Origin of the sequence: Mesorhizobium sp. M0018, from assembly GCF_040323955.1 — a bacterium.
Taxonomy (GTDB): Bacteria; Pseudomonadota; Alphaproteobacteria; order Rhizobiales; family Rhizobiaceae; genus Mesorhizobium.
The window spans coordinates 368,389-383,244 of sequence record NZ_JAMYVL010000002.1 but is presented as its reverse complement, the minus strand read 5'-3'; the positions used below and the strand labels follow the sequence as shown (position 1 = coordinate 383,244).

The 14,856-nt window shown below is 64.4% G+C and carries 15 protein-coding genes; 6 read left to right on the top strand and 9 right to left on the bottom strand.

Annotated features, from left to right (window positions below; translation table 11 throughout):
• Window positions 1–210: 210 nt before the first annotated feature.
• The 3 genes from NKJ81_RS04105 to NKJ81_RS04095 are packed head-to-tail and all read left to right on the top strand — an operon-like array spanning window position 211 to window position 2,642.
• Entirely contained in the window at window positions 211–921 is a 711-nt protein-coding gene (locus NKJ81_RS04105; protein ID WP_352470356.1) for a fumarylacetoacetate hydrolase family protein, read from the top strand.
• On the top strand, window positions 918–1,568 hold the full coding sequence (gene maiA, locus NKJ81_RS04100; protein WP_352500892.1) for a maleylacetoacetate isomerase: 651 nt from the start codon (window positions 918–920) through the stop codon (window positions 1,566–1,568). The genes NKJ81_RS04105 and maiA overlap by 4 nt, the downstream gene beginning before the upstream one ends.
• Before the next feature lie 33 nt (window positions 1,569–1,601).
• Entirely contained in the window at window positions 1,602–2,642 is a 1,041-nt protein-coding gene (locus NKJ81_RS04095; RefSeq protein WP_352500893.1) for a zinc-dependent alcohol dehydrogenase family protein, read from the top strand.
• A gap of 19 nt (window positions 2,643–2,661) precedes the next feature.
• On the opposite strand, the gene NKJ81_RS04090 is transcribed toward NKJ81_RS04095, so the two are convergent.
• On the bottom strand, window positions 2,662–3,555 hold the full coding sequence (locus tag NKJ81_RS04090) for a LysR family transcriptional regulator (protein ID WP_352470466.1): 894 nt from the start codon (window positions 3,553–3,555) through the stop codon (window positions 2,662–2,664).
• Window positions 3,556–3,694: 139 nt separating this feature from the next.
• Here NKJ81_RS04090 and NKJ81_RS04085 point away from each other — a divergent pair, with 139 nt between their 5' ends.
• Window positions 3,695–5,143 (top strand): MFS transporter, encoded by a 1,449-nt coding sequence (locus tag NKJ81_RS04085; protein WP_352539712.1) that lies wholly within the window; start codon window positions 3,695–3,697, stop codon window positions 5,141–5,143.
• Between the two features lie 43 nt (window positions 5,144–5,186).
• Here the strand turns inward: NKJ81_RS04085 and NKJ81_RS04080 are convergent, their stop codons facing one another.
• On the bottom strand, window positions 5,187–6,080 hold the full coding sequence (locus tag NKJ81_RS04080; RefSeq protein WP_352539711.1) for a DMT family transporter: 894 nt from the start codon (window positions 6,078–6,080) through the stop codon (window positions 5,187–5,189).
• 104 nt (window positions 6,081–6,184) lie between these two features.
• Here NKJ81_RS04080 and NKJ81_RS04075 point away from each other — a divergent pair, with 104 nt between their 5' ends.
• Entirely contained in the window at window positions 6,185–7,588 is a 1,404-nt protein-coding gene (locus NKJ81_RS04075) for an aminotransferase-like domain-containing protein (RefSeq protein ID WP_352539710.1), read from the top strand.
• Between the two features lie 30 nt (window positions 7,589–7,618).
• Here NKJ81_RS04075 and NKJ81_RS04070 read toward each other — a convergent pair whose 3' ends face one another.
• The 3 genes from NKJ81_RS04070 to NKJ81_RS04060 all read right to left on the bottom strand — a co-directional run bounded on the left by NKJ81_RS04070 (window position 7,619) and on the right by NKJ81_RS04060 (window position 10,071).
• Window positions 7,619–8,116 (bottom strand): MaoC family dehydratase, encoded by a 498-nt coding sequence (locus NKJ81_RS04070; RefSeq protein ID WP_023676428.1) that lies wholly within the window; start codon window positions 8,114–8,116, stop codon window positions 7,619–7,621.
• A 138-nt stretch (window positions 8,117–8,254) separates the two neighbouring features.
• Window positions 8,255–8,683 (bottom strand): phasin family protein, encoded by a 429-nt coding sequence (locus tag NKJ81_RS04065; RefSeq protein WP_352500896.1) that lies wholly within the window; start codon window positions 8,681–8,683, stop codon window positions 8,255–8,257.
• A gap of 83 nt (window positions 8,684–8,766) precedes the next feature.
• On the bottom strand, window positions 8,767–10,071 hold the full coding sequence (locus tag NKJ81_RS04060) for a DUF445 domain-containing protein (protein ID WP_352500897.1): 1,305 nt from the start codon (window positions 10,069–10,071) through the stop codon (window positions 8,767–8,769).
• A 191-nt stretch (window positions 10,072–10,262) separates the two neighbouring features.
• Here NKJ81_RS04060 and rirA point away from each other — a divergent pair, with 191 nt between their 5' ends.
• Window positions 10,263–10,724 (top strand): iron-responsive transcriptional regulator RirA, encoded by a 462-nt coding sequence (rirA, locus tag NKJ81_RS04055; RefSeq protein WP_023676431.1) that lies wholly within the window; start codon window positions 10,263–10,265, stop codon window positions 10,722–10,724.
• Between the two features lie 244 nt (window positions 10,725–10,968).
• On the opposite strand, the gene NKJ81_RS04050 is transcribed toward rirA, so the two are convergent.
• Genes NKJ81_RS04050 through NKJ81_RS04035 form a run of 4 tightly spaced genes read right to left on the bottom strand, consistent with a single transcriptional unit; the run spans window position 10,969 to window position 14,855 of the window.
• Complete coding sequence (locus tag NKJ81_RS04050) at window positions 10,969–11,757, bottom strand: heme ABC transporter ATP-binding protein (protein ID WP_352539709.1); 789 nt, start codon at window positions 11,755–11,757, stop codon at window positions 10,969–10,971.
• A 10-nt stretch (window positions 11,758–11,767) separates the two neighbouring features.
• Window positions 11,768–12,871, bottom strand: a complete 1,104-nt coding sequence (locus NKJ81_RS04045) for a FecCD family ABC transporter permease (protein WP_352539708.1) — start codon at window positions 12,869–12,871, stop codon at window positions 11,768–11,770.
• A 5-nt stretch (window positions 12,872–12,876) separates the two neighbouring features.
• Window positions 12,877–13,785, bottom strand: a complete 909-nt coding sequence (locus NKJ81_RS04040) for a heme/hemin ABC transporter substrate-binding protein (RefSeq protein ID WP_352539707.1) — start codon at window positions 13,783–13,785, stop codon at window positions 12,877–12,879.
• Window positions 13,786–13,796: 11 nt separating this feature from the next.
• A complete protein-coding gene (locus tag NKJ81_RS04035; RefSeq protein WP_352539706.1) occupies window positions 13,797–14,855 on the bottom strand; it encodes a hemin-degrading factor in 1,059 nt (352 codons plus the stop codon).
• Window position 14,856 lies beyond the last annotated feature (1 nt).

The window sequence follows — 14,856 nt, the reverse complement described above, 5'->3', positions numbered from 1 at the left end:
CGACAGTCTCAGGCGTTGGCGGCAGGCGCTGCGCGCCATGGCCAGCCTAACGGCAAATGGTACATCTCCATCTTGGCCGGCAGAGCAAAATGTACCGGTGATTTCCGCGGCACCGTGCGGCAGGCCTGCTCTTCCGCCATCCAATGCCTTGCCCGTTTGCCCAAATCGGCCGAATGTGCCGGCGACATATCCACTGAACTGAGACAGTGCATGACAGACTTCGTCCTTCCCCTGCCCGCAACCCCGTCGGTGGCCGTGGCCGGCTCGCCGGAGCGTTTTGCCGTGCGCCGGATCTTCTGCGTCGGCCGCAACTACGCCGCTCATGCCCGCGAGCTCGGCAATGACGAGCGCGACCCGCCCTTCTTCTTCACCAAGCCAGGCGACGCAGTGGTCGATGCGGCGGTCGGTTCGGGCACGATTATCCCCTACCCGCCGCTGACCCAAAACCTGCATCACGAAATCGAGCTGGTCGTCGCGATCGGCGGAGCCGGCTTCCGCATCCGGCGCGAGCGCGCGCTGGACCATGTCTGGGGCTACGGCGTCGGCGTCGACCTGACTCGCCGCGACCTTCAGGACGAGGCAAAAAAGGCGGCAAGGCCGTGGGACTGGTCGAAAGCCTTCGACCGTTCAGCGCCCTGCGGCCCGCTGGTTCCGGCGCAAAAATCCGGTCATCCCGACAAGGGCCGCATCTGGCTCGCGGTCGACGGCGAGATCAGGCAGGACGGCGACCTCGCCGAACTGATCTGGCCGGTTCCCGACATCGTCTCGATTTGCAGCGAGGCGCTAGAGCTTAAGCCCGGCGACCTGATCTTCACCGGAACACCGGCTGGCGTCGGCGCCGTCGGGCCGGGCGAAAAGATCACCGGTGGCGTCGACGGCATCGGCGAAATCGAACTGACCATCGGCCAACCGATCCGATGAGCGACATCGTCCTCCATAACTACTACCGCTCCTCGACCTCTTACCGGGTGCGGATCGCGCTGGAGATGAAGGGCCTGTCCTACGACTACGTGCCGCATCATTTGCGCCACGGCGAGCATCTCGAACCCGCCTACCTCGCGGTCAATCCGCAAGGGCTGGTGCCGGCACTGGTCCTGGACGACGGCAGGCTACTGACGCAATCGCTGGCGATCATCGAATATCTCGACGAGACCACGCCTGAGCCACCGCTGCTGCCCACGGATGCGCCTGGCCGCGCCCGCGTCAGGATGCTGGCGCAGATGATCGCCTGCGACATCCATCCGGTGAACAATCTGCGCGTGCTGACCTCGCTGCGCACACTGTTCGGCGCCGGCGACCAGGATGTCGTCAACTGGTTCCGGCACTGGGTCAACGAAGGCTTCCAGCCGCTTGAAAAGATTCTGGCTTCCTCGCCCGAGACCAAGACATTCTGCCATGGCGACACGCCGGGGCTGGCCGACATCTGCCTGGTCGCACAGGTCACCAGCAATGCCCGCTTCGGCGTCGACATGACGCCCTACCCGACAATCTCGCGCATCAATGCCGCCTGCACGGCGCTGCCGGCGTTCCAGAAGGCCGCGCCTGAGAACCAGATCGATGCCGAATAGACCGCAAATCGCAGAAGTCATGAGGAACAGCCGATGAAAGCCGTCGTCTTCGAAAAATTCGGCGAGGCGCCGACGATCCAGACCGTGCCGGATCCGACGCCGGCGCCGGAAGGCGTCGTCATCAAGGTTGAGGCCACCGGCCTCTGCCGCAGCGACTGGCATGGCTGGATGGGGCACGACGACGGTATCCGCCTGCCGCATGTGCCTGGCCACGAGCTTGCCGGCGTCGTGGCCGCGGTGGGCAACCAGGTGACCCGCTGGAAGGGCGGCGAGCGCGTCACTGTGCCGTTTGCCGTCGGCTGCGGCCGCTGCTTCGAATGCACGTCGGGCAACCACCAGGTCTGCGAACATCAGTTCCAGCCCGGCTTCAGCGCCTGGGGTTCGTTCGCCGAATATGTCGCCATCGACCATGCCGACACCAATCTCGTACGCTTGCCCGACGAGATGGAATTCGCCACCGCCGCTAGCCTCGGCTGCCGCTTCGTCACCTCGTTCCGCGCCATCGTCGATCAGGGCCGGGTGACGCCCGGCGAATGGGTTGCCGTGCATGGCTGCGGCGGCGTCGGCCTGTCGGCGATCATGATCGCCAGCGCCATGGGCGCCAATGTCGTCGCCATCGACCTCACGGACGAGAAGCTGGACTTTGCCAAAAAGATCGGCGCGGTGGCGACGATCAACGCGGCAAAGACGCCGAACGTGGTCAAGGCGGTCAAGCAGATCACCAATGGCGGCGCGCATATGTCGATGGACGCGCTCGGCCACCCCACAACCTCTTTCAACTCGATCGCGAACCTGCGCCGTCGCGGCCGCCACGTGCAGGTCGGCCTGATGCTCGGCGACCATGCCAGGCCGCAGATACCGATGGACAAGGTGATCGCATTCGAGCTCGAAATCCGCGGCAGCCACGGCATGCAGGCGTTTCGCTACCAGGCGATGATGGAGATGATCCGTACCGGCAAGCTGAAACCCGAACTGCTGGTCGGCAAGAAGATCAGCCTCGAAGAGGCGCCGGCCGCATTGATGGCGATGGGCGGCTTCGAAGGCATAGGCATCGGCGTGGTGACCAGATTCTAGATCACGCCCTGAGCCTGGATCAGCGAAACGACGCGCAGACCTCCCGCACGCAGGCTCGCAGCCAGCGTTGTGCTGGATCGGCATCGAGTCGCGGATGCCACAGCATCGAAATGGTGACCTCCTCGATATCGACCGGCAACGGGAAGCTGTACATGCCCGTGCGCGCGCCCAGCGTGTGCCGTTCGGGGACGCTGGCGATCAGATCGGAGGCGCGCGCCATGGCGAGCGTGGCCGAGAAGCTGGAAACCATGCACACGATCGTCCGCTGGAGACCGAGCAGTTTCAAGGCCTCGTCGATCGGGCCCTTTTCGCGGCCACGCCGCGAAACGCTGATGTGGCGGCCGGCCGCATAGCGTTCCGGCGTCATTGGGCCCTCGCCCAGGCTGTGACCCGTTCGCACCGCACCGATGAAGCGGTCGCGAAACAGCGCCTGAATGCGCATTTCAGGGTTCGTTTCACTGGCAACCCCGATTTCGAGGTCAACCGCCGCGTCACGCAACGACATGTCGTTCTTGTCGGATTTCGGCGCAAAACGCAGCCGCACGCCAGGTGCATCCGCTTCGACACGGGTCAGAAGACGCGGGGCGAACTCCTCGACGAAACTTTCGTTGGCGCGCAGTGTGAAGACCTTGTCGAGAGCAGGGAGGTCGAGGAGCTTGGCCGGGCGCAGCAGCGCTTCCGCATCCTGAACGACGCGGCCTACCTGTTGCTGCAACTCGAGCGCGCGCGGCGTCGCAACCAGGCCACGGCCGGCCCGGACCAACAATGGGTCGCCTGTCGCCTGGCGCAACCGCGCCAACGTCCGGCTCATCGCCGAGGGACTGAGGCGCAGCCGCCCGGCCGCGCGCGCCACACTGCCCTCGCTCAGCAGCACATCGAGGGCGACAAGCAGATTGAGATCGGGTGACGACATGGAAGGACCGTAGCACAGCTCGGCCGCGATGTGGCGTTTCATGCACGAATAAGATGCAAATACTGCGCCTTCCGCCACATCATGCGAGGGAATAGCGTCCGACAGCTCCGATTGGGGGCTGCCGGCAAAGGAGTTCACCTTGGCATCGACCGCTGAAAAGACCTGGGACGAAGTTGCCCCGGTGAGCGCACGCTCGATCCGATGGGCATTGGCAAGCCTGTCGCTTTCAACGCTGCTGTCGTCGCTCGCCACCAGCATCGCCAGCGTCGGGCTGCCATCGCTGATGCAGGCGTTCGACGCATCGTTCCAGCTCGTGCAATGGGTCGTCCTGGCCTATCTGCTCGCCATCACCACCTTGATCGTCAGCGTCGGGCGGCTCGCCGACATATTCGGCCGCCGACCGCTGTTGCTCGGCGGCATTGCCCTGTTCACCTTCGCATCGGTGCTTTGCGGGCTCGCGCCGACGCTCTGGCTGCTGATCGCCGCACGGGCGGCACAGGGGCTCGGCGCGGCCGTCATGATGGCTCTGACGCTGGCCTTTGTTGCCGACGCGGTTCCCCGGGATAAAACCGGCAGCGCCATGGGCCTGCTCGGCGCCATGTCGGCGATCGGCACCACGCTTGGCCCCTCGCTTGGCGGACTGTTGATTGCCGGCCTCGGCTGGCGCGCGATCTTCCTCATCAATCTGCCGTTGGGGGTGCTGGCCTTTGCGCTTGCCTGGCGCTTCCTGCCGGCCGGAAAAAAGACGCCAGGTCGGCGCGGTTTCGACGGGATCGGCACGGCTTTGCTCGCGCTGACGCTAGCCGCCTATGCGCTTGCCATGACCCTTGGGCGTGGCAGTTTTGGTTCTCTCAATGTCGGCTTGCTGATTGCCGCCACCGTGGCTGGCCTGCTGTTTGTCATTGCGCAGACAAGGGTCCAGAACCCTTTGATCCAGCCTGCGAGGTTCCGCGACCACGCGTTGAACGCAAGCCTCGCCATGAACCTGATCGTCGCCACGGTGATGATGGCGACGCTGGTGGTCGCACCATTCTATCTGTCGCGCGCGCTTGGGCTAGACGCGGCCATGGTCGGGCTGGTTCTGTCGACCGGCCCTCTGGTTACCGCATTGGCGGCGCTGCCGGCCGGACGCCTGGTCGATCGTTTCGGGGCGAGCCGGATGATGATCGTCGGCCTGTTCGATCTCGCTATTGGCACCTTTGGTCTGTCGCGGGCGGAATTCGGTATTGCCGGCTATGTCGTACCAATCATCATCGTCTGCACCGGCTACAGCCTGTTTCAGACCTCCAACAATTCGGCCGTGATGACGGGCGTCGCATCCGACCAGCGTGGCGTCGTCTCCGGCCTGCTCAATCTGTCGCGCAATCTCGGCCTGATCACCGGTGCGTCGGTGATGGGCGCGGTGTTCGCCTTCGCATCGGCTGGGGAAGGCACTGGCTTGGCAGTGTTGGCACCTGCGGCAGCGGCACGAGGGATGCAGGTCACTTTCCAGCTGGCGACGGGCCTGGTGCTGATGGCGCTGATCCTTGCGGTATTTTCAGCCCGCGCCACGGCCGGGCGAACTGATATCGTTGCCAAGCATCCTTGAGGGTTTCCACCCCGTTCGCATGCAACTCCGGCAGCTGGCGCACCTATCTCGCATATCTCTTGGCACCGACGACGCAAAGTACGACGGCGGCGGTGACGGCGATCATGGCGGGACTGACCTGCTCATGCAGCAGCGCTGCCGCCAGCCCGAGGCCGAAGAAGGGCTGCAGCAGTTGCAACTGCCCGACGGCGGCGATGCCGCCTTGCGCCAGGCCGCGATACCAGAACACGAAACCGATCAGCATGCTGAACAGCGAAACATAGGCCAAACCGATCCAGGCGCCCCTGCCGGCACTTTCGAGCGACGGCGGCAAAGTGATGAACGTCAGCGCCAGCATGAGGGGCAGCGACAGCACCAGCGCCCACGAAATCACCTGCCAACCGCCGAGTTTGCGCGACAGCGCCGCTCCTTCGGCATAGCCCAATCCACACACGATGATGGCGGCCAGCATCAAGATGTCGCCGAGCGGCGAGACCGACAGGCCTTGGGTGACTGCGAAACCGGCGACAAGGGCGCTGCCGAGGCACGAGAACAGCCAGAACGCCGGCCTCGGGCGATCACCGCCTCGAACCACACCGAAGATCGCGGTCGCCAACGGCAACAGGCCGACGAAGATGATGGAGTGAGCCGACGTGATGTGCTTGAGCGCCAGCGCCGTCAGCAGGGGAAAGCCGACCACGACGCCAAGCGCCACGATCGCCAGCGGGAACAGATCTCGCCGCTCCGGACGCTTCTGACGAAAAATGAGCAGCAGCGCCAGGCCGAGGATGCCCGCCGAAGCCGCACGGGCGACCGTTACGAACACCGGATCGAAATCCATCACCGCCACGCGCGTCGCCGGAAGCGAACCGCTGAAGATCAGCACGCCTATGAACCCGTTAACCCAGCCACTCGCCGCCCAACTACTCGCCGCCCAACGACTCGCCGCCTTGTTCATTGATGCCCCGCTGATTTCGCCCTCTATCGGGCCGGGCGTATGGCTCCGCCAGAGACAATCAGGTACAGTTTGACAAAACCGTTATGGTAGGGCGAGCAGTACGGATGGATGAGCAGACGACAACAGATGAGGGCAGCCGGACGCTTGTCGAAAGCGTCATGGCGACGATCAGGCACAGGATCGCCGCGCGCAGCCTCACACCGGGAATGCGGCTGCCTTCGATCCGGGCGTTCGCCAAGGCCATGCAGGTTTCCAAATCCACCGTGGTCGAAGCCTATGAGCGTCTTGCGGCGGAAGGCATGATCCGCTCGCGGCCGGGCTCGGGCTTCTATGCCGCCGGACCGCTGGCTCCGCTGTCGCTGGCCGAGATCGGCCCCAGGCTTGACCGTGCTGTCGACCCGCTCTGGGTCTCGCGCCAATCGCTGGAAGCCGGCGACGGCGTCCTGAAACCGGGTTGCGGCTGGTTGCCGGCGTCATGGATGCCCGAGGCCGGATTGCGTCGCGCGCTGCGGACGATGGCCCGCGCCGACGACGCAGCGCTGACCGATTACGGCACGCCGCTCGGCTTGCCGGCGCTACGCCATCTGCTGGCGCGGCGCATGGCCGAGCACGGTATCGAAGCCTCCCCGGACCAGATCATGCTGGCGGAATCGGGCACTCAGGCGATCGACCTGCTGTGCCGGTTCCTGCTCGAACCGGGTGACACGGTGTTGGTCGACGATCCCTGCTACTTCAACTTCCATGCCCTGTTGCGCGCCCATCGGGCCAAGGTGATCAGCGTCCCCTACACGCGCTCGGGTCCGGACATCGAGCTGTTCGCGCAGGCACTGAACGAGCATCGGCCGCGCCTCTACATCACCAATTCGGCGCTCCACAATCCGACCGGCGCCATATTGTCCCCGGTCGTTGCCCATCGGGTGCTGAAGCTCGCCGACCAGTCAGGGCTGACCATCATCGAGGACGATATCTTCGCCGATTTCGAACACACGCCCGCGCCCCGGCTGGCTGCCTTCGACGGCCTCAGCCGGGTCATCCACATCGGAAGCTTTTCCAAGACGCTGTCGGCATCGGTGCGCTGCGGCTTCATCGCCGCTCCTCGCGACTGGATGGAAGGATTGACCGATCTCAAGATCGCCACGTCGTTCGGCAGCGGTCGGCTTGCATCCGAACTGGTACTGACGCTGCTGAAGGATGGCCTCTATCGCAAGCACGTGGACCTGCTGCGCGCGCGGCTTTCGCGCGCAATGGAGGAAACCAGCACCCGCCTGAGGGCGATCGGCATCGTGCCATGGATAGATCAGCCGGCCGGCATGTTTCTGTGGTGCAGGCTGCCGGAGGGGATAGATGCCGCGGATGTCGCCCGCCATGCCCTGTCGGCCAACGTCGTGCTCGCGCCCGGCAATGCGTTCAGCCTGTCCCGGTCGGCCAGCCGTTACATGCGCTTCAACGTCGCCCAATCGGGAGACGACCGGGTTTTCAGGGCGCTTGAACAGGCGATGTCGCGTTGATTGCGCTGCCGCAAAACTGAGGCTGAACTCTCAGGCCCCTGCCCGCTTGCGGCGTGCATAAAGCATGACGAGCGTCTCGGCGGTCAGCGCCGGCCTCTGCTCGCCTTCGATCTCGACCGTATTGGCGGCCTTCATCAGATATTGCCCCGGACCTTTGTCTTCCATCGACAACAGCGTGGTGCGCAGCCTGATTCGCGAGCCGACCCTGACCGGCGCCACGAAGCGCACTTTGTCGAAACCGTAGTTGAACGCGGCCTGCGTGTTTTCGGGTACGATCCCCATCTCGAGCGCCAGCGCGCCGATGATGGACAGAGTCAGATAGCCATGCGCGATCGTGGTGCGGAACGGGCTTTGCCGCTTCGCCCGCTCGGGATCGACATGGATCCATTGATGATCGCCCGTGCATTCGGCAAACTGGTCGATGCGGTGCTGATCGACCAGCGTCCAGTCCGAAACGCCCAACTCCTGCCCGGCCATCGCCCTGAGTTGCTCGAAGGTCGGCGGCGTCCTCGGCCGTATCTGCGTCATTCCTGCTTTCCCGATCGCTTGCCTGTTCCGGACCACGACGGGCCGCCCCTGTCAATTCGCCAGTGCGATTCCAGCCCATAATCTTCGGCCGCGAACCGCCGGTCTTCGCCGCCGGCAAGCGTGCTGCCGGGGAACAGCTTACCTCTTGTCGTGGCCGGCGCGGATCTCCTCCATCGCCTCCTTGATGCGGCTGCGCAGGATTTCGATCGATTCGGTGCCGGACGCCCTCGCCAGTTCGGTCATCTCGCCGGCATTCTTCAGCGCGGTCTCGAAGGATTTCCTGGCGAACGCCGCCTGCTTCTGCATCATTTCCTGCGGATTGCCGGGCGCTCTGTAGCTTTGTGCCATGTCGGTGATTTCGCGCAGTGTGTCCTGCAGCATCTCGCGTTGCCTTGACAACAGCGCCGACGCTCCGGCGGCACTCGCCCGTGCCGACTTCTCCAGCGCTTCCAAGTTCCTGGCGTGGTGGGCGAGGATCGCCTCGACATCGACATTCGGCAGCTTCAGGTCGCGGCCGAACTTGCCGAATATGTCGATGAAGGACTCGGACTCCGGTCGTTTTGCCATGCTGGTTCTCTCCCCCTGTTGCCGCCAACGCCGCCACTGCACGGAAGATAGTGCAGCGAAGCTCAGCGGTCCATTCGGACGAGTCAGCCGACAAGAAACAGCCGTTCGGCAGTGTAGAGCACGAGGCCGGCAAGGCCACCGATGATCATGCCGTTGAAGCGGATATATTGCAGGTCCTTGCCGATGTTCATTTCGATAAGCCTTGTCAGTTGCGCGAGGTCCCAGCGCTTGACCTGGTCGGCGATGAACTTCGACACGCCGCTCTTCTGGCTTTCGACGAAGGAGGCCAGCGCCACGATGAAGCCCTGGTTCATGTCGGCCCTGATCTGCGCGTCGTCGGCAAGATGGCGGCCGACCTCGACGAACATGGTGGCGAGATGGTCGCGGATCATCGAATTGGGCGCCTTGGCGTCCTGTTCGATGAACAGCCGCAGGCTGTCCCACATATCGCCGGCCAGCGCACTGAGCTCCGGCCGGGCAAGGAAATCGCGCTTCAGCTTTTCGGCGCGCCTGGCATATTGTTTGGATGTCCTCAACCGCTCGACGAAGGTTTCGACGAAAAGGTCGAATTCGGCTCGCATCGGGTGGTGCGGATCGGCGCGCACCTCATCGAGCAGCGAGCCGGCCGACGCAACGATCTTCTTCAACAGATAGGCGTCGGCGCGAAACAGGTTGAACAGCGACGGCAGTTCCTCGCGGATCTTCTCGCGCATCGTCGCCAGCGCCTGCTCGTCGCTCAGGAAGCGGCCGACCACCTTGGTGAACTCGTCGAATAATTTCTGGTGGCGACGATCATCAGTCAGCGCCGACAGCAGCTCGGCGGCGAGCGGCGCCAGCGGCACCTTTTCGATCTGCTCCAGCATACGGCTGGTGACGAAGCCGCGCAGTCCGGATTGCTCGACCGCCGCCAGCGTCTGCGGCACCAGCCGGCCGACGAAGCGCGACAAATCGGCGGCGCGGTTCGGGTCGGCCAGCCAGTCCGCGACCAGCGCGGAAAAGTCGACCTCGGCGAGCTTTTCGCGCACCGGTTCCGGCGCCAGGAAATTCACCTCGATGAAGCGGCCGAGATTGTCGGCGATGCGATTCTGGTTTTCCGGGATGATGGCCGTATGCGGGATCGGCAGGCCAAGCGGCCGCCGAAACAGCGCCACCACCGCATACCAGTCGGCCAGCCCGCCGATCGTCGCCGCCTCGGCGAAAGCGGCGACGAAGCCCAGCCATGCATGCCGGCTCTCGAGCGATTTCGCCACCGCGAAGATCAGCACGCAAAACGCGAGTGCTGCGGCGGCGACGAACTTGGTGCGCCTGAGCGCCGAAAGCTTGGCGTCGGCATCGGCGTCGAACCGGACGGACGCGACGGATGCAAATGCCGGGGCTGGTCGTGACATGATGGGCCGCTCCTGATCGTGTATGCGAACTTATCTAGTGCCGCCTGCCCTAGAAAGCGCGCCGCTGGTTCCGGTGCGCGCAATCGTGCACGCAAACTTGACGCCGGAATTCATCTATTATGCAGCGCCAGTCTGGAATTGTTCCAAACTATAGGCCATATTGACGCCAACCACTGTTATGTGAGGACACAATGCGGCTTACCCGTCAGACCAACTACGCCATGCGCATTCTGATGTATTGCGCCGCCAACACAGAGCGGTTGAGCCGCATCCCCGAGATCGCCGCCGCCTATTCGGTATCGGAACTTTTCCTGTTCAAGATCCTGCAGCCGCTGGTCGAAAACGGCCTGATCGAAACGGTGCGCGGCAGGAATGGCGGCGTCAGGCTCGGCCGCGCGGCCGAATCAATCAGCCTGTTCGATGTCGTGCGGGTAACGGAGGAAAGCTTTGCCATGGCCGAGTGCTTCGAGAACGACGCCGCCGAATGTCCGCTGGTTGACAGCTGCGCGCTGAATTCGGCATTGCGCGAAGCGCTCAACGCCTTCTTCGCCGTGCTGTCGCGCTACACGATCGCTGACCTAGTGGCGGCGCGCCCGAATGTGCGCCACCTGCTCGGCATCGACATGCTGGTGCAAAGGGCGCCGGCCGCCTGATTCTGGTCGCATCTCAGTTGGTGAGGTCTGTTGAGAGTCAGGTCAGGCCGAGCCGGAGTCGAAGACGGGCGCGAAGCGACCAAAATGGCGGGTTCCGAGAACCGGAACGGAGCGTACGTTTGGGTACGTGAGTACCGGCCTGCGCCGGCCATAGCGTTAACTGCCGCACCTCTCATGAATGCTTCGGCCGGCGAAGGCCGGAAGCGCAGGAAACCGCCATTTGCAGGCCGGCATCACCTGGATATCAACAGACCGACTGCGGCAATACGAACGGCATGTTTGCGGCCGGCAACACGCCGACCTTCAGCCGGCAATCGAAGACCTTTTCGATCAGCTCGTCGCTGAGCACCTGTTGCGGCGAACCTGTCGCGGCGAGCCTGCCGCGATGCATGACGAAAATCCGGTCGGCATACATCGCCGTCAAATTGAGGTCGTGCAGGATGGCGACCACGCCGCCTCCCCGTCTGGCGAAATCGCGCGCGATGTCCATGATGATCAGCTGGTGCTTGATATCGAGGCTGGACACCGGCTCATCGAGGAACAAATAGCGCGGCTTGCCATCGAGCACCGGCGCCCAGACCTGGCAGAGTACGCGGGCAAGCTGCACGCGCTGCTGCTCGCCGCCGGACAGCTCCTGGTAGAAGCGGCCGGCAAAACCGTCGAGGTCGACGCGAGCCAGCGCCCGTTCGGGCAGGCGCTGGTCCTCGCCGGGCAACGCGCCGGAGCGCCCGCCGACCAGGCCTAGCCTGACGATCTCACGCACGGTGAACGGAAACGACAGCGTCGTCGCCTGCGGCAGCACCGCACGGACCGTCGCCGCATCGACCGGCTTCATCGCCGATAGATTGCGGCCGTTGACGGTGACCTCTCCCGAATAGCCAAGATCGCCGGACAGTGCTCTGAGGAAGGTCGTCTTGCCCGAACCGTTGGGGCCGACGATGGCCGCGATTTCGCCGGGCCGCGCCTCGAAATCGACATTGGCGACAATGCGCTTGCCGCCAATCGCCACCGAGACATCGCGCGCTTCGATCATAGGCAAAGTCTCACAAGTCGATGACGCCGCGCTTGCGCAGCAGGATCCACAGGAAGAACGGCGCACCGGCGACCGCGGTGACGATGCCGATCGGCAATTCGGCCGGGGCAACGATGGTGCGGGCGACGGCGTCGGCCAACAGCAGCAGCGCGGCACCAAGCAGTGCCGATGCCGGCAGCAAATAGCGGTTGTCGGGGCCGATCAGCAGGCGCAGCAAATGCGGCACGACGATGCCGACGAAGCCGATGCCGCCGCTGACGGCGACCGACGCGCCGACCGCTGCCGAGACGCCGACAATCGCGGAGTATTTCAGCCGCTGCACCGGAATGCCGAGATGGCCGGCCGTGGCCTCGCCGAGCGCCAGCGCGTTGAGGCCGCGCGCCAGGAACGGCATTGCCGCCAGCGCCAGCACGATGACCGGCCCGACCGAGCCGATCTTCTGCCACGTTGCGCCGCCCAGCGAGCCGAGCTGCCAGAAGGTCAGGTCGCGCAATTGCCGGTCGTCGGCCATGAAGATCAGGATGCCGGTCAGCGCCATGGCAAGCGCGGCCAGCGCGATGCCGGCGAGCAGCATGGTGGCGACGGAGGTCTGGCCTTGCCGTGTCGCGACCCGATAGAGCAGCAATGTCGTAGCCAGCCCGCCGCAGAACGCAGCCAGCGGCAAAGCCATCGTGCCGAGCGCCGAAGTCAGCGGCGCCAGCATGGTCGAGCCAAGCACGATGACGGCGACCGCACCGAGGCTCGATCCGGCCGAAACGCCGATCAGGCCGGGGTCGGCCAGCGGATTGCGGAACAACCCCTGCATGACGGCACCGGAGACTGCAAGCGATGCGCCGATCAGCACGCCCAGAACAACGCGCGGCAGACGGATGTCATGGATGATCAGGCGGTCGCGGGCGCTCAATGCCGCGTCGCCGGGCAACGCGCCGAACAGCCAATCATGCATGACGCCGATGGCCGAGGCATCGGATGCGCCGGAGGTCAGCGACAACAGCACGGCGATAGCCAGCCCGACGCAGAGCAGCACGATGACGAGGCGGGCGCGCCGCGAACGATCACCCTCGGCTGCCGTCGCCATAATGCCCGCCGCACCGGCGATCGAATGATCGGCCATCGCGCTCAATCCGTGACCTGGCCGCCATAGAGCGAGACGGCGAGGTCGTGGATGGCGTCGGCCGTGCGCGGGCCGAAGCCGAGCAGGTAGCCGCCGTCCATGCGGATCAGCCTGCGGGCGGCACCCGCCGGCGTCGAAGCCACGGCAGGGTTCGAAAACAATTCGTCATCCGCGGTGCCCGGTCCGGCATTGTTCATCATCAGGATCACGTCGGGCCTGGCGGTGATGACTGCCTCGTCCGACAATTGCTTGTAGCCGGCAAAGCCGTCGATGGCGTTGATGCCGCCCGAAAGCTTGATGATGCCGTCGGCGGCGGTGTCGCTGCCGGCGGCAAGCAGCTTGCCGCCCTGCATCGACAGCACGAACAGGACGCGCTTGCGATCCTTGATCGAGGCGGTCTGCTTTTCGGCTGCCTTCAGCTTGGCGTCTATCTGGGCCGCCAGCGCATCGGCCTTGGCCTCGGTGCCAAGCGCCTTGCCGACGATGTGGATCTTTTCGAGAATGCCTTGATTATCATAGCGCTCGGTCACCTCGATGAACGGGATGCTTGATTTCTTCAAGACGTCGACGGCTTCCTTCGGTCCGCTGCCGCCCAGGGCCAATATGCCCGACGGCTTGACCGACAGCACACCCTCCGGCGACAGCTGGCGCATGTAGCCGACATCCGGCAGTTCCACCGCCGCTTGCGGATAGCGGCTGGTCGAATCGCGTGCGACAAGACGATCCTGTTCACCGAGCGCGTAGACGATCTCGGTGATCGAGCCACCAATAGCCACGATCCTCGAGCGATCGGCGAAAGTCGCGATGCCCTCAGCGGTTTGAGCCGTTATCAGCGCGGCGAAGGCCAGGAAAACGGCGGCCGCAGGACCAAGCGCCGACCTGGAGACCGATGCCAGCCTGGAGACAAGAACCATCGTCGTTTTCCTCAGGCTGCGGTCGGGCTTGGGATACGCGGCAGGTTTTCGGCCAGAAAGCGCCAGTCGTCGCGCTCGCTTTCGCCTTCATGCCGCTTACCGAAGAACTGGATGATCATCTTGCCGTCGGCGCCATAGACTTCGAGCGACGTGACATGGCCGTCCCTGGTCGGCTTGCGCACGGCCCAGACCTCATCGATGTGGTCGGTCCGCAGGTGCAGATGGAAGGTCTCGTCGAGCACGTTGAGCCATGGTCCCATCGGCTTGATCGAGGCGACGGGGCCGGAATGGATCTGGATGCAGCCGCGATTGCCGACAAAGCACATGATCGGCATGGCGCCGGCAGCGGCGTGGTTGAACATGGCGTTCACTGCATCCTTGTCGACCAGCCAGGCGTAGTCCTGGCCGACCATGCGCACCGCCTGTCGGCGGCTGATCTTCAGTGTCTTCAGCATGCCGAAGAACTGGTGCACGTCGGTCAGCCGGCTCCAGCGGTCGCGCAGATCGTCGATGCTCGCCGAATTGTCCGCAGTCTCGGTCTCGTCAGCCGTGCCCGCTGAAATCGCCACCGTCGGCTCCTGGTTCGGCGATTCCAGCCCGGCCACCAGTTTCTGATAGGCGTAGAGGTTGGAGGCTGGCCTGAGATGCACCTTGTGTACCGCCTCGCCTGCGGTGTCGAAGAACTGCAGGCTGCGGCGGATGTCGGCGCCGTCGCGCTTTTCCACGGCAAAGCCGTGTGCCCAGACTTTTGGGAAAATGCGCAGGTCGATATTGTCACCGAGCACCATGGCATTGTGATTGCCGGTGACGACCTTGTCGTAGACGCCGATCTTCTCGTGCACCGCGCTTTCGTTGCGGGTCAGCGCCATCACCTCACCGACAGCTTCGAGGCCAGTCAAAAGGTCGTTGACACGCGGCTCGACGCGCACGACGCCGTCGCCGCAATGCGCGGCGACCAGTTCGGCCTCCGAAATACCGAGCTGGGCGGCGAGGTCGCGCTCGCGCATTTTCGGATTGTCTGCCCGTGCCCGCCGGATCTCGTGCGGGGCGGGTTTTACGCGCTGGTCCATT

What these genes read in the sequence shown, in the direction of transcription:
- maiA (WP_352500892.1), top strand. Translation starts at nt 918, where the DNA reads ATGAGCGACATCGTCCTCCATAACTACTACCGCTCCTCGACCTCTTAC.
- NKJ81_RS04065 (WP_352500896.1), bottom strand. Translation starts at nt 8,683, where the DNA reads ATGGCAAAACGACCGGAGTCCGAGTCCTTCATCGACATATTCGGCAAG.
- NKJ81_RS04035 (WP_352539706.1), bottom strand. Translation starts at nt 14,855, where the DNA reads ATGGACCAGCGCGTAAAACCCGCCCCGCACGAGATCCGGCGGGCACGG.
- rirA (WP_023676431.1), top strand. Translation starts at nt 10,263, where the DNA reads ATGCGGCTTACCCGTCAGACCAACTACGCCATGCGCATTCTGATGTAT.
- NKJ81_RS04105 (WP_352470356.1), top strand. Translation starts at nt 211, where the DNA reads ATGACAGACTTCGTCCTTCCCCTGCCCGCAACCCCGTCGGTGGCCGTG.
- NKJ81_RS04040 (WP_352539707.1), bottom strand. Translation starts at nt 13,785, where the DNA reads ATGGTTCTTGTCTCCAGGCTGGCATCGGTCTCCAGGTCGGCGCTTGGT.
- NKJ81_RS04060 (WP_352500897.1), bottom strand. Translation starts at nt 10,071, where the DNA reads ATGTCACGACCAGCCCCGGCATTTGCATCCGTCGCGTCCGTCCGGTTC.
- NKJ81_RS04095 (WP_352500893.1), top strand. Translation starts at nt 1,602, where the DNA reads ATGAAAGCCGTCGTCTTCGAAAAATTCGGCGAGGCGCCGACGATCCAG.
- NKJ81_RS04070 (WP_023676428.1), bottom strand. Translation starts at nt 8,116, where the DNA reads ATGACGCAGATACGGCCGAGGACGCCGCCGACCTTCGAGCAACTCAGG.
- NKJ81_RS04090 (WP_352470466.1), bottom strand. Translation starts at nt 3,555, where the DNA reads ATGTCGTCACCCGATCTCAATCTGCTTGTCGCCCTCGATGTGCTGCTG.
- NKJ81_RS04045 (WP_352539708.1), bottom strand. Translation starts at nt 12,871, where the DNA reads ATGGCCGATCATTCGATCGCCGGTGCGGCGGGCATTATGGCGACGGCA.
- NKJ81_RS04050 (WP_352539709.1), bottom strand. Translation starts at nt 11,757, where the DNA reads ATGATCGAAGCGCGCGATGTCTCGGTGGCGATTGGCGGCAAGCGCATT.
- NKJ81_RS04080 (WP_352539711.1), bottom strand. Translation starts at nt 6,080, where the DNA reads ATGAACAAGGCGGCGAGTCGTTGGGCGGCGAGTAGTTGGGCGGCGAGT.
- NKJ81_RS04075 (WP_352539710.1), top strand. Translation starts at nt 6,185, where the DNA reads ATGGATGAGCAGACGACAACAGATGAGGGCAGCCGGACGCTTGTCGAA.